Source organism: Vibrio sp. 704, from assembly GCF_033339295.1.
The window spans coordinates 214,002-227,261 of sequence record NZ_JAWOUH010000005.1 but is presented as its reverse complement, the minus strand read 5'-3'; the positions used below and the strand labels follow the sequence as shown (position 1 = coordinate 227,261).

Annotated in this window: 12 protein-coding genes; 10 read left to right on the top strand and 2 right to left on the bottom strand. The window is 42.8% G+C overall.

The annotated features are described in order from the left end of the window. Nucleotides 1-126 precede the first annotated feature (126 nt). The 4 genes from R7R24_RS10585 (at nucleotide 127) to R7R24_RS10570 (ending at nucleotide 4,181) form a co-directional block, all read left to right on the top strand. Nucleotides 127-900, top strand: coding sequence for a DeoR/GlpR family DNA-binding transcription regulator (locus tag R7R24_RS10585; protein ID WP_206946911.1), 774 nt, complete (start codon nucleotides 127-129; stop codon nucleotides 898-900). 11 nt (nucleotides 901-911) lie between these two features. Then, nucleotides 912-1,952, top strand: coding sequence for an oxidoreductase (locus R7R24_RS10580; protein WP_206946908.1), 1,041 nt, complete (start codon nucleotides 912-914; stop codon nucleotides 1,950-1,952). Then, a complete protein-coding gene (locus R7R24_RS10575) occupies nucleotides 1,949-2,419 on the top strand; it encodes a heme-degrading domain-containing protein (RefSeq protein WP_033905228.1) in 471 nt (156 codons plus the stop codon). Before R7R24_RS10580 ends, R7R24_RS10575 begins: the two co-directional genes overlap by 4 nt. 184 nt (nucleotides 2,420-2,603) lie before the next feature. Continuing rightward, entirely contained in the window at nucleotides 2,604-4,181 is a 1,578-nt protein-coding gene (locus R7R24_RS10570) for a sensor domain-containing diguanylate cyclase (RefSeq protein WP_005389121.1), read from the top strand. 51 nt (nucleotides 4,182-4,232) lie between these two features. Here the strand turns inward: R7R24_RS10570 and R7R24_RS10565 are convergent, their stop codons facing one another. Then, nucleotides 4,233-4,790 carry a DUF3750 domain-containing protein gene (locus R7R24_RS10565; protein WP_064353879.1) on the bottom strand — a complete coding sequence of 186 codons (558 nt, stop codon included), beginning with the start codon at nucleotides 4,788-4,790 and terminating at the stop codon, nucleotides 4,233-4,235. A gap of 479 nt (nucleotides 4,791-5,269) precedes the next feature. Between R7R24_RS10565 and R7R24_RS10560 the strand changes: the two genes are divergently transcribed. The 5 genes from R7R24_RS10560 (at nucleotide 5,270) to R7R24_RS10540 (ending at nucleotide 9,601) form a co-directional block, all read left to right on the top strand. Then, complete coding sequence (locus R7R24_RS10560) at nucleotides 5,270-5,632, top strand: hypothetical protein (protein ID WP_017634013.1); 363 nt, start codon at nucleotides 5,270-5,272, stop codon at nucleotides 5,630-5,632. 35 nt (nucleotides 5,633-5,667) lie between these two features. Then, on the top strand, nucleotides 5,668-6,132 hold the full coding sequence (locus tag R7R24_RS10555) for a GNAT family N-acetyltransferase (protein WP_017820619.1): 465 nt from the start codon (nucleotides 5,668-5,670) through the stop codon (nucleotides 6,130-6,132). A gap of 249 nt (nucleotides 6,133-6,381) precedes the next feature. After that, nucleotides 6,382-7,800: an SLC13 family permease gene (locus tag R7R24_RS10550; protein ID WP_017634015.1), complete on the top strand. Its 1,419-nt coding sequence runs from the start codon at nucleotides 6,382-6,384 to the stop codon at nucleotides 7,798-7,800. A 3-nt stretch (nucleotides 7,801-7,803) separates the two neighbouring features. Further along, nucleotides 7,804-9,141 (top strand): ATP-binding protein, encoded by a 1,338-nt coding sequence (locus R7R24_RS10545; protein WP_191116333.1) that lies wholly within the window; start codon nucleotides 7,804-7,806, stop codon nucleotides 9,139-9,141. Next, a complete protein-coding gene (locus R7R24_RS10540) occupies nucleotides 9,128-9,601 on the top strand; it encodes a response regulator (protein WP_005377744.1) in 474 nt (157 codons plus the stop codon). Before R7R24_RS10545 ends, R7R24_RS10540 begins: the two co-directional genes overlap by 14 nt. A gap of 107 nt (nucleotides 9,602-9,708) precedes the next feature. On the opposite strand, the gene R7R24_RS10535 is transcribed toward R7R24_RS10540, so the two are convergent. Further along, nucleotides 9,709-11,412 (bottom strand): putative bifunctional diguanylate cyclase/phosphodiesterase, encoded by a 1,704-nt coding sequence (locus R7R24_RS10535; RefSeq protein WP_191116334.1) that lies wholly within the window; start codon nucleotides 11,410-11,412, stop codon nucleotides 9,709-9,711. 487 nt (nucleotides 11,413-11,899) lie between these two features. On the opposite strand from R7R24_RS10535, the gene R7R24_RS10530 reads away from it, so the two are divergent. Beyond that, complete coding sequence (locus tag R7R24_RS10530; protein ID WP_191116335.1) at nucleotides 11,900-13,117, top strand: HD-GYP domain-containing protein; 1,218 nt, start codon at nucleotides 11,900-11,902, stop codon at nucleotides 13,115-13,117. The last annotated feature ends 143 nt before the right edge of the window (nucleotides 13,118-13,260 follow it).

The window sequence follows — 13,260 nt, the reverse complement described above, 5'->3', positions numbered from 1 at the left end:
TTTGCCTTGCTGCTCATTTATCTTTGGTTAACCTTTGGTCAATTGAGTTGGTTATAAGTGGTTTTGTTGGTAATTTTTCTATCATTGTGGCAAGTTTACTTAAAACTACTTAAGTGAATTTAAGTTATGACACAAGAAGAAAGACTCGTAGCGCTCAGAGCCAGGCTGGATCAGCAACATAAAGTAACGTTGTCTGAAGTTTGTGAGTACTTTGGTATCTCGCGAGATTCAGCTCGCCGAGACTTAGTTAAGTTGAGTCAGCAACCTGGGTTACAAAGAATACGAGGTGGTGTCATGCTTGCGCCGATCTCTTCCCATACCGAGGCATACGCGAGTCGACCCGTGAGTGACGTTAAACATCGACTAGCTCAAGCTGCCGCAGCGTTGTTGGATGAGCGCGACCATCTTGTTATTGATACCAGCACCATTTTGTCTCTGCTCCCACTCTATGCAGGAAAAGCACATTGTGGAGAAAACAAGCTCAACGTCGTCACTAACAGCATTGATGTACTGACCGCTGCTGAAACAAACGACACAATGGACGTTTATTTCTTAGGCGGACACTTTGACCCTTATGCCAGAGCAGTTTTAGGGGCGCAAGCAGAGCAGCAAATGCAGCAGTATCACGTGAACAAAGCGTTCATTGGCGTGTGTGCATTGACATCCCGAGGGCTGACAACAAATAGTTTGTTAGAAGCAACAATGAAACAAGCGATGATTGCTCAAGCTCAGCAGGTCATCGTCGTTTGTGAATCCCGAAAAATTGGTAGCGACAATTTCCACCACGTATGTGATTTGTCAAAGATCGACATCATTATTACCGATCATCCCCCTCAATCAGATTTTCAACAACTCCTCGATCACAATGATATTGAATGTATTGTTGTGTCACCGAAATAAGGAATCTTAGAATGGCTTACGATCCCGTAAAAACCGCTGTGATTGGTTACGGATATTCAGCAAAAACGTTTCATTTACCCTTCATTAAAGCGCTACCAAATTTAACGCTGAGCGCGATAAGCTCTCGTCAACAGGAGGCGGTTCAAAATGATTGGCCAGATGCTAAGTGGTTTTCTGATGCGAATACTTTACTCGATGATAGTGATGCAGAGCTCGTAATCATTACTGCGCCAAATGACCTACATTACGAACTTGCAAAGCGTGCGTTGAACAATGGGAAACACGTCATCGTCGAGAAACCGTTTGTTACTCGTATAGAAGACGGTAATGAACTTATCGCTTTGGCGGAAGAGAAAGGTCTAGTGCTGAGCGTTTTTCACAATAGACGTTGGGATGGAGATTTTCTCACGGTTAAATCTCTTATCGAACAAGGTAAGTTAGGTGATATAAAGCTGTTTGAGTCACACTTTGACCGTTACCGCCCTGAAGTTCGTCAACGATGGCGAGAGCAGGCTCAAGATGGCGGTGGTATTCTATTCGACCTTGCTCCTCATCTTCTCGATCAAGCATTGGTGTTGTTTGGCTTGCCAGATGCGATAGACGCACAATGTCGAATGATGCGCCCGGGTGCGACAACGATTGATTATTACAACTTGATACTTCATTACCCTGAGCATATTGTGCACTTGCATTCAAACTTGTATAGCCCAGAGCCGAATCTCCGCTACAAAGTATTGGGTACGGAAGCTAAATATGAAAAGTTCGGATTAGATCCTCAAGAGGGCTACTTAAAAGAAGGCCGTTTGCCGGAAAACGATGCTTGGTCGGAAGAAGATGAGGCGTTATACGGCGTCCGTTACGACGAAGACGGTGCGCAAACTATCAAAACGGAGAGAGGCGCGTACCAAGCTTACTTTGTTGGTGTGGCAGACGCCATTCGCTTGGGCACTGATAACCCGGTTCCTGCCGCTCAAGCAGTACAGAATATCGCTCTGATTGAGATGGCATTGGAAAGCAGTAAAACGGGTAAAACGATTCAGGTGAAACCATGAGTTTGACGCTTGAACTCGTGGCCCTGCAAGAGCATGAACTTCAGTTGGCGGAATTTAATCACCATATTGCGTGGTCTATCGGCCTCGCTCTAAAAGAAGAGGCTGAAGCTCGCGGCGCGGCTGTTGCTATTGAGGTTTACGGCTTTGGACAAACGCTATTTCAATACGCGATGGCAGGAACCTGCGCTGATCATTTAGATTGGGTCCGTAGGAAGCGAAACTCAGTATTAAGGTATGGCCACAGCTCTTACTATCTTTCTCTGTACAACAAGCAAAAGCAACGTGATTTCGAAAATCAGCCTCATCTCGATGCTCGTGAGTACTGTGCTCATGGTGGCGCGTTCCCAATTCGGCTTTCTGGGTCTGGTTTGGTTGGGGTTGTGACGGTATCGGGTTTACCGCAGTTAGATGATCATCAGCTAGTTGTGGATATATTAAAAACGATGACAGAGACAAAACCCTCTTAAACGCCAAATATGAAAGTAGCACGGTTCTTTATCGTGCTACTGAATTCTCTTTTTAGCTCATAAAGTGTTCTTTAATGTGAGCAAATATTAACATTGATCCCAACTTACTACCTGAAAATCAAATCAATTTCATATAACCTATACGCTCATTTATACAGAAAGCCTTCAAAGTTGGCCATTGGCAATGTCTTTTAGAAGAAAAGAAAAACTCAATCTTAGAAATCTTATTGTCACCCTATGTGTGTTCAGTGTGCTTGTCACTTTGATCAACGCATTCTACTCGATTTATCGTGTTCAAAGGGATCTCATCATCAATAACACGTTAGAATCAAACCGTGTTTACGCCCAAAAAATGTCTGAAATGACAGACTCTTTCATAGAAAGCTCAATGTCGCAGCTAAAATACAGTGCGAACGTGCTAAAAGACAAGATGCATGACGCTCAGCTTCTTGATAAAGAGGCTGAGAGATTAAGAACGCAAACCAAATCATTTAACTCTGTGGTTGTCGTTAATGCAAAAGGGGTTATTATTTCTGTATCCCCTGAAACACTTCAGGTGAAAGGTGTAAGGTTAGTGGGTGAAAGAAAACGCCAGTCTTTAAACGCTCAAGCACCGGTTGTTACTGAACCATTTATATCGCCAGCTGGAAATTACTTGTTAACCATCTCATACCCTATATTTTCTCAATCTAATGAATATTTAGGTTATATCGGCGGCACTATTTATCTAGAAAAAGAAAATATTCTTGCAGAGTTACTCAGCCAGCACGCATACAAAGATGGTTCTTTCCTTTACGTTGTCGATGAGAGTAACACTCTGATTTATCACCCAGATCAATCGAGAGTTGGTGAAGTAATCGACGATAATGAGGCAATCAAAGCGGTGACGATGGGGCAGAGCGGTAACAAAGAAATTGTTAACTCTCGCGGCGTCGAAATGCTTGCTGGTTATGCACCAGTAAAGTCATCAGGATGGGGAATTGTTGCTCAGCGCCCGAAATCGATGACGTTATCTGTGCTAGATGAACAGATGTGGAATGTTTTCCTTAAGTCGATTCCAATTGGTTTATTAACTTTGTTGCTAATTTGGTTCTTGTCCCTTCTTATTTCTAGACCACTTTGGCAGTTAGCGGGTGCTGTGCGAGGTGTCGAAGAACATTCATCCTCTATCGATGATCTCAAACTGGTTAAGTCTTGGTATTTTGAGGTCTCACATTTGAAGCTTAGCTTTCTTAAAGCATTTGGTATCGTGTCAAAAACCATTGATAAGCTGCAACTGGATACATTAACAGATTCGATGACTGGATTATTGAATCGACGTGGATTAGATAAAGTTCTTGGTTTGTTTAAGCAGGAAAATACCGCGTTCTCTGTTTTGGCGCTAGATATTGACCACTTTAAGAGCGTAAACGATAACTATGGCCATGACGTGGGTGACAATTTACTTAGAGAGTTTGCGCAGTTAATGAAAGACCAAGCTCGCTCTAATGATCACCTGTGTCGTTCTGGCGGTGAAGAATTTATGATGTTTTTGGAAAAAACAGACGTAAACCACGCTATGGATGTTGCAGAGCGTATTAGACACAACGTGGAACAACATGACTTTCAGGTGGTTGGTAAGGTCACGGTTTCGTTGGGTGTTTCTCATTGGAAAGGCAATGACACACCAATTGAAGCGGTAATGAAAGACGCCGATAATGCACTGTATAAAGCGAAACATAATGGAAGAAATAGAACGGAGTTGGGTGACGACGCACAATAGATATTGTGCTTTATGCTGAACATAAAACGAGCCAGTGACTAATCTTTGCTGTTAATCGCTGGCGTAACCGCTACCAATTGCGCGAAACGGCAAGTTCAGCTCTAATTCTGGTATTTGTTTACCCACCCAAGCCGGAAATGTATTGCTATTTGGCCCTGGAAACAGCGTATATTCTTCAGCCCAAGGGTATTGGTTAATAACACTTTGTATTTTAGGGATAAGCTGGCGGGCCTTTTCACCTTGTATGGAGAGGATCTTTTCTGGTTTTGCACCATACCAATATCGATCTGGCGTCCCAGTTTGGTACTGATATAGAGCGGGTTGTCCGCGATTCACTCTCCAGCCGACTACTTCATACACTGTATATTCGTTCGCATTTTCAGGCTTTATTGCAAACCATGTATGAACGGCAAACCAGCCTCGCCAACCAAACGCGTCTGCGGCGTAAAACTCAATCACAGCATGCTTAACATTGGAAGGATCGGGTGCGATACCCGCAGGTTCTCTGCTAGCGGTACGCCAATCTCCTTGAGTGCATCCACCCAGCATAACCGCGATTGACATGAGCCAAATTTTTACAAGGTGAGTAAAGTTGAGAGGGTCTTTCATTTATTGCTCCTAGACCAACCGATGTTGGTAACGCTCTACTGATTTTAGCTATAAAAACGTGGCAAGCCTGATTGTTGAAATCCTCTCCTTATTAAAAGAGAGAGGGAAGTTAGTGCCATAATTCCAGTTCATACGTAATAATAAGGTAAGCCGATTTGTAACATGTGGCATAGACGATGCCGTATTTCTCGAACGATTCATCTAGTTGCGTATGAAAAAGTAAGAGGTTGTATGTATTCCTTACACGGTCACATGAATTAAAAGCATAAAAAAACAGAGATTTACAGTGGCCTTTGACTGGTTGAGTGAGTTTGGGACCCTCACATTGTCTCACATTTGCTTGTTTTGGACGGAATTTTCATCGCTCATCTTTTTGCGCGTTTAGAGTCAGCGTTCAGCTATGGCACAATAGGCGCTCACAGAACAAGTGCTGTTTGGTCATGCAAATAGCAGAAAAATAACTAGAAATAGAATAATTAATGTTTAAATCAAAAAGTATACTCGCATTAAGCATGTTCGCATTTGGCTGTTTTGCCAATCAAGATAGCGAACCAACGTCCGTTGTGCTGAACTATGGTGACTCCTCCATCAGTACTGATATTCAAGCCAATCGAAAATTTCATGTTGTCCGAGACAATGAAAGTGAGCACGTAGAATTTTCCGGCGGAATCACAAAGGAGTATTCCGATTATATTGTGAATATTCATATCATAAGAAAAAGCAATATACGCAGATCAAGCCGAGAGCTGAATACAACCGTATTGATGAACAGTGATCAGATTGGGAAGCCTTTAGTGATTGGCATTGAAAATGATGAGTTCACTAGTATCACTTTGCGTTAATGCTTAGTATTTATTGAATAGGAATGAGGAAATTGATGCTCTCAATACGCTGCTATCGCACCGAGGATGCCCCAACACTGTGGGCACTCTTTTACCATACTGTGCGAATCATTAATCGTCGCGATTATACGGAATCACAAGTTTCCGCTTGGGCACCATCAGATTTTGACCTCGATGTGTGGCAACGAAAAATGGACGATATTCAACCGTACGTCGCGGAGATAGAAGGGCAGGTCGTTGGCTATTGTGATTTGCAAGGTGACGGCTTGATTGATCATTTCTTTTGCCATCATGAATACCAAGGACAAGGTGTTGGTCGTGATTTGATGTCTTTTCTTTTTTCACAGGCGAAAGTACAGGGGATAAAACGACTGTATTCTGAAGTGAGTATTACCGCCCGACCTTTTTACGAGAAAATGGGTTTCACAGTTAAGTCTCGACAACGTGTTGAGGTTAGGGGAGAAACCTTAACTAACTTTATGATGGAAAAGTATATTTAACTTAAATAGTGAGCATTTAGTGAGCTTGAACACAGATATAAAATGTTTTCCAATGTGAAAGCGAGTTCATTGATCTCGCACCAACGTTTTGTTTGAAAACAGTGTACATAATCTTCTCTGGAACGCCATTACCGCATTTCGTCTCTGAAGGCTTAAAAAACAGTCTGAAAGTTTTGGTTTTGCGGCGGGTAATAGCGTTCCAAACGCCAAATGTGTCTGGCTAACCATCTCAGGAAGAGAAGTAGTACTATGCGCCCTTATCTCAAATACGTTGTTCCAACATTGATACCATTGCTTGTTTGGTTAATGCCTCTCTCTGCGTTCCCATTTGATGGCATTACTATCGTCCAGCAAAGAGTGATTGCAATCTTCTTGCTTGCCGCACTTTGCTGGGTATTCGAGCCAATTCCAATCTACGCCACTTCGGTTGTGATCATTGTCCTAGAGCTATTGCTTGTATCAAATAAAGGTATTGTGCTCTTTCGTTTGCAAGAGGGGCAGCCACATTTTGGTGAACTATTACAATACAACGAGATAATGGCGACCTTCGCTAGTCCGATTATTATGCTCTTCCTCGGCGGTTTCTTTTTGGCTATGGCGGCGACAAAGTACAGGTTAGATGTCAACTTAGCCCGAGTGTTACTCAAACCATTTGGACAAAAACCAAAGTTCGTTATGCTGGGGTTGATGCTGATCACCGCTGTTTTTTCCATGTTTATGTCAAACACCGCAACAACAGCGATGATGTTGTCCATTTTAACCCCTGTGATAGCGGTTTTCGGGCCTAAAGACCCAGGTCGAATTGCATTCGCCTTGTGTATTCCTGTTGCAGCCAACATTGGTGGCATTGGTACTCCAATCGGCACGCCACCGAATGCCATCGCCCTAAAATATTTGGTTGGTGACAACTTAATTACGTTTGGTGAATGGATGGTATTTGGTGTGCCATTCGTTATTGTGATGATGGCGTTAGCCTGGTTTCTGATTGGCTTTTTATATAAAGCCGAACAAACCACCATCGATCTGAACATTAAAAGCAAGTTTTTGAAAACACCCAAAGCAATAATGGTTTACGTCACCTTTGCCGGCACGATTATTCTTTGGTTGATGGGGTCTGCACATGGAATGAATTCTTACACAGTAGCATTAATTCCGGTCGCAGTGTTCTCATTGACGGGCATCATTAACAAAGAAGACTTGAAGAAAATCTCTTGGGATGTGCTTTGGTTGGTGTCAGGCGGTATTGCTCTGGGCCTTGCTCTAGATAAAACCGGGCTTGCGAAGCTGGTGGTACACAGCATTCCGTTTGATCAGTTCTCGCCATATGTTGTCTTGTTTGGTGCGGCTTTCTTGTGCTTGTTAATGGCAAACTTTATGTCGCATACAGCCACCGCAAACTTGCTGATGCCGATTATGGCTGCGCTGGGTACTTCTATGGCTTCGCTAACGCCTCTCGGCGGTGAAGTTACTCTGATCTTGGTCGTGACATTTGCTGCTTCACTCGGTATGTCGTTACCAATCAGTACGCCACCAAACGCGTTAGCTCATGCAACAGGGCATGTCGAGAGCGGCCAAATGGCTCGTATCGGTGCCGTGCTAGGCGTGATTGGCGTATTACTCAGCTTTGTGATGGTGTGGATTTTACATACTGTTGGGCATATTGGATAACCCATGTACGAAACGAAGTTAGACGCGTTAGTACAACGCTACTTTAATCACCTTGAACGCCGATTAACGGTTTTATCCGGGTCGGTGCTTATTGAGCAAGCTGGCTACAACGATCGCTTGTACTATGTGCTGTCGGGAGAACTGGCGGGCTATTACGCGGAAGATGACAAGAAACCGATTCAGGTATTTTCTGCGTCTCAAGGTGCGTTTATTGGCGTACATAGTTTCTTTTCTGGTACGTGGACTGCCTCTTCGACAGTGATTGCTCAAACCGATGTTGAATTGGCTTGGATACAGCGTGATACGCCTGCCGTGGAAGAGGCGACATACGGACCATTGACGACACAATTTATGCCTGTGATGGTTAACGAATTATCTCGTCGTCAACGGCGCGCAATGCAAGAGGCATTGGCTAAAGAAAAAGCACTACAAAAGCTTCATACCGCAGAGCAAATGACAACGTTGGGGCAGCTTGCAGCGGGTATTGCTCATGAGTTGAACAATGCGATAGGCGTTGTAAGCAGTAAATCAGAACGGCTAGAGACAGTTATCATGGAATTGCTTGAAGAAGTTCATCCGGAAGCGAGTCAATTTTTTGATTTTGGTTTAATGCAAGGGCAGAAAGTCTCTTCTAGCGAAGCGAGAAAGCGGGGGCGCCACTTCGAAAAATACTACGGTTTAACCAAGGAGGTTGCTCGTGATCTTGCACGTGCCGTTCCAAATAATTTCCTTTCGGAACATTGGCTAAAAAGACCAGAAGAAGCGATACGTTTCTGGCAAATGGGACGAGATCTCCATGACTTACGCATTGCCTCTAAACATACCGTTGGCATTGTACGATCCGTAAAACAATTGGGGCGCACGGATATCGACTTGGATGAAGCGATTAACATCAATGATTCAATCAATCGCGCATTGGCTCTATTGCAAAGTGACTTAAGACGAGTGAGTGTTCGTTTTAGCCCTGCGGATTTACCTGCTTTTACTGGTTCTCAAACCGAACTCGTCCAAGTTTGGGTAAATATATTAAAGAATGCGTGCGATGCACTTGGTGAAACGGAGAAACCCGGTATCGAAATACATACTCGGGAGAGTAAGGGTAAAATTTTGGTCACGATTGCTAACAATGGACCAGAAATTGATGAAGCGACACGTAGAAAAATTTTCCGGCCAAACTTCACCACTAAAAAGGGGGGATTGTCGTTTGGTTTAGGGTTAGGTCTGTCGATTGTGAAGCGCATTATCGCCGGATATAACGGCTCTATTGTGGTAAAGAGCGACAGTGAAAAAACGATTTTTAGAATCAAGTTACCAGTAGAGGGTGAACATGGAGAAGCTTAATGTAATTTGCGTTGATGACCAACGAGAGGTACTAAGCGCGGTTCTACAAGATTTAGAGCCGTTAAATCAATGGTTGAATGTCGAAGACTGCGAATCAGCAGGTGAGGCTCTAGAACTGATGGATGAATTTGATGCAGAAGGCGAGATGATCGCATTGATTATTTCCGATCATGTGATGCCAGGTAAAACGGGAGTAGAACTGCTGACCGATGTATCAAAAGACGGTCGTTTTGGCTTTACGAGGAAAGTGCTTCTTACCGGGCAAGCGACGCACACCGATACGATTAATGCGATCAACTCCGCAGGCATTGACCGCTACTTTGAAAAACCATGGCAAGCAAGCCAATTAATAGAGTGCGTTAGAAACCTGGTGACCCAATATATCTTTGATGTGGGCTTAGATTACACTCAGTATCACGAACATTTAGATCAGAGTGTGGTGTTTGAACGTCTACGTTAATCGGGGGACATTAAGCTTGTTTTCGTCACGGCCAGTTAGTGTCTGAAATCTATAGTGAATAGTTCAGCATGTTTAACGTGGCCGTGCGGAATATTGCTCTAGTATGCTTAACTCAACGAATAGCGGCTTGCACTGGCAACAGAAAGTGGCTTAGAGAACCAATAACCTTGCAGATAATCGACGCCCATTTCGGTAAAAAATTCACACATTTTGGCGTCTTCAATTCCCTCAATCACTACTTCAATATTATTTTCCTGGCACATAGTGATAAGAAACTTCAGATATTCTTGTGAAGAGCGGTTGGTTAGTGTTTTCCACGCCATCGACCTATCAATTTTGATTTGTGTCATCGGGAGGTCGAAGAAGCTATTTAATGAACTGTAACCAGATCCAAAGTCATCCAGAGAGAGTGCAAATCCTAGTTCCCTGAGGGTATTGAGAGGGGCAATGGCTGTCTGATTATTATCCAAAATAAATGTTTCTGTTAGTTCCAACACAATAGACTCAGGATCGACACCAATCTCATCCGCCATGGCTTTAATTCGCGCAGGGAATTCACTATTCATTAACTGAAGTACAGAAACATTCACGTTTACACGAACTTGGTTTTGGTAACGCTCACGGTAGTTTTTGATAAATTCACACGCTTTGGCAAAGACTTGATATCCGAGCTCGACAATCAAACCTTTGTTCTCTGCGACGGGGATGAATTCGTCTGGATAAATTTCGCCAAACTCTTTGCTACGCCAGCGAACCAGAGATTCGAAGCTCACTACTTTTGAGCTTTTGGCGTCAATAATTGGCTGAAACTTAACGCTTAATGTCTGTTTTTCTAGTGCACTTTTTAGACCTTGTTCAATAAAGAAATAACGGTCTACGGCATGCTGAGTTTTCTCACTGTAAACCGCAACACGGTCTTTATTCTGCTCGCTTGCGTACTGACAAGTTCGTGCTGCTTTACGTAATATTTCCTCTGCTGAGTGACTTGGATCTATGCAAGGATACAAACCAATACTAATGTTACTTCCTAAGTATTGGCCCTCTTCAATCACTGCCTCGTGGTAGGTTTCCTTTAAACTTTCGGCGTAACTTTGCAGCGTTTCTACCGAGCATTCATCGTGAATCAAAATCGCAAAGTCATCATCATGTACGCGATATACAGAACTATTTGGAGAAGGTAGGTGACTGAGAGTTTGTAGCAATTTTTCCACTAACCCATCGACCAACTCGCTGCCATATTGATTTAAGTAAGATTTAATCTCTTCTATCTGAATGTAACAGATAGATGCACAAGAATCAGTGGCTCGCACACTATCTTCAATATCCAGCAAGAGATGGGCGCGATTAGCCATACCTGACGCATTGTCATGAAATGCGACTTGATGAATGTAGCTTTCCATCAGCTTGCGTTCAGAAATATCACGGTGGCTACCAACCATATAATGACCATGTTCTGTTTCTTTGGTCATGGCTACGCCTTCAATCCAGACGTACTGTCCATTGGGTTTACGCACGCGGTAGGTCGTTGTGACCCTCGTGTTGTTGGTAATGATGTGAGCATCGACCCGAATGGAGAGTCTTTCTCGATCGAGAGGGTGAACAAGGTCTAACCATTGCTCTAAGCTGATTCGACCAGCGTTGATACCAAGCTGCTCATAAAAGCCCTTGTTATAAAATACCATGGTGCCAAACTCATCCATGTAAAAGAGGCCTTCGTTAAATACATCGAAGATATGAATGAATCGTTCTTCGACGATTTTTAGGAACTCTCGGTCACTATCTGAGACTTGTTGGTCAAATATGGTGGTCAAGATATTTCCTCCTCGAGCCTTTTAGCATCAGAGATGAGTGTTGGGGTTGATAACATAGAGTTGATCTGCTGGCGTACATTACAATCACAAAAGTGTCAGTTCAAATTGTTTGGCTATCATTTTATGCGCTACTAGGTTAATAACATACTAAGATTAGGCGGCTAATCATCGACATTTATAAAAAATAGTCAACAGTAAAAATCATTTATAAAATACAGTTATTGATGCCGTCCGCAATCTATAAATATTTATGAATAATTATCCTAAAGTTATTTTCAGTTGTGTCGGTATCAATGTGCTGTTTTCTAACGTCATTTGTATATATGCTATCTTGGATAAAACCATAATAACAAAAAGGACTTAATGAGCGCGACCGATTATTAATTGACAGGATGCTCATTAATTGTAATCAATTCAAATTTATTATCACGCCAAGTAATCAAATCTCTTATAATGCGGACGTTAATATCGAGTAAGCCTTCTTTATATGCAGTACGATCCGAAAAATTCCATCAAAATTGCGCTCGCTGATATCGGCGTTGGTATGTTTGTTACCGCGATAGAGCACAACAAGCGCGTCAATTTAGCCAATGCAGGGCGGATATCTAGCCCTGAAGGCATTAAGAAGCTTGCTACAAGTGGCGTAAAGTATGTTTGGGTAGATCAAACATTATCTTCGCAGCAGTGTGTCTTCAAGGCTGTAGATGAATCAGCTGATGCCACTAAAGAGACGCGAGAGCAGAAACACTCCGATTTTAAGAGGGGTCAACGAGCTTATCGTTCGAGAGACATCCAACACAAGCGAGCCAAAAGGCTGATCGCCGAAGCAAAAGATTTGGCGCAAAAACTATTGAATCAAACTTTTGAAGGAAAAATCATAGAAGTTGATGAAGTAGAAGCTTGGGCTGACGATGTGATTGAAAGTGTTTTGATTGACTCAGATGCGTTGCAGTGTGTCTCTGCACTCCGAAAAAAAGACTCTTACTTATTGGAACACTCCGTCAATGTCGCTTGTCTTTTAGTGTCATTCGGTAAGTACTTGGGCTTGGATAAGCCAACGCTAAAACAGCTTGCTGTAGGTGGCATTATTCATGATGTAGGTAAAATTAAAGTCGATGATAAGATCTTGCACAAGCCAGCGAAGCTAACGCCTGAAGAATTTGAACATATGAAGCTACATCAAGTGTTCGCAGGTGAGATTATCCTTCACGTAAAAGGGCTTAGTGACGTAAGCCGTGATGTTTGTTTGATGCACCACGAGAAGTTAGATGGCAATGGTTATCCTAGAGGCTTGAAGGGGGATGAGATTCCAATTCACGGCCGTATGAGCTGTATTGTAGATATCTACGATGCGCTAACGGCTGATCGCTGTTACAAAAAAGGCATGAGTTCTGCGGAAGCGTTTAAAATCTTGTTGAGTCTAACGCCATTTCATTTAGACGCCGACTTAGTTTACAAATTCATTAATTGCATTGGGATGTACCCCGTAGGCTCCATTGTTGAGTTGAACGATGGGCGTGTTGGTATTGTTTGGTCTTCAAATGAATCTCAAGCATTAAAGCCAGAAGTGAAATGTTTCTACTCCCGCAAGTATAAACGATACATTGATGTCACGATGGTGGACTTAAAAACGAGTGCGTACAAAATTGAAAGAGCGATAGCGCCTTCATCGTTAGAGATCGATCCTAAGCCTTTTTATGATTAAGAGAAATAGATAAGCTTATACAACAGGCTTTACATCCTTGCATGTAGATCGTATTTTATTTGCATAACTATCTATTAATTTTTTCTAAGTTATTTAGATGCAAGATGGTTATTAAGACCTCGGCTTCATGGATAGAAACCGGG

Bases quoted from the DNA above. Each gene is read 5' to 3' on its own strand.
- R7R24_RS10575 (WP_033905228.1), top strand. From the start codon at position 1,949: ATGAGTTTGACGCTTGAACTCGTGGCCCTGCAAGAGCATGAACTTCAG.
- R7R24_RS10555 (WP_017820619.1), top strand. From the start codon at position 5,668: ATGCTCTCAATACGCTGCTATCGCACCGAGGATGCCCCAACACTGTGG.
- R7R24_RS10570 (WP_005389121.1), top strand. From the start codon at position 2,604: ATGTCTTTTAGAAGAAAAGAAAAACTCAATCTTAGAAATCTTATTGTC.
- R7R24_RS10540 (WP_005377744.1), top strand. From the start codon at position 9,128: ATGGAGAAGCTTAATGTAATTTGCGTTGATGACCAACGAGAGGTACTA.
- R7R24_RS10565 (WP_064353879.1), bottom strand. From the start codon at position 4,790: ATGAAAGACCCTCTCAACTTTACTCACCTTGTAAAAATTTGGCTCATG.
- R7R24_RS10580 (WP_206946908.1), top strand. From the start codon at position 912: ATGGCTTACGATCCCGTAAAAACCGCTGTGATTGGTTACGGATATTCA.
- R7R24_RS10560 (WP_017634013.1), top strand. From the start codon at position 5,270: ATGTTTAAATCAAAAAGTATACTCGCATTAAGCATGTTCGCATTTGGC.
- R7R24_RS10545 (WP_191116333.1), top strand. From the start codon at position 7,804: ATGTACGAAACGAAGTTAGACGCGTTAGTACAACGCTACTTTAATCAC.
- R7R24_RS10550 (WP_017634015.1), top strand. From the start codon at position 6,382: ATGCGCCCTTATCTCAAATACGTTGTTCCAACATTGATACCATTGCTT.
- R7R24_RS10530 (WP_191116335.1), top strand. From the start codon at position 11,900: ATGCAGTACGATCCGAAAAATTCCATCAAAATTGCGCTCGCTGATATC.
- R7R24_RS10585 (WP_206946911.1), top strand. From the start codon at position 127: ATGACACAAGAAGAAAGACTCGTAGCGCTCAGAGCCAGGCTGGATCAG.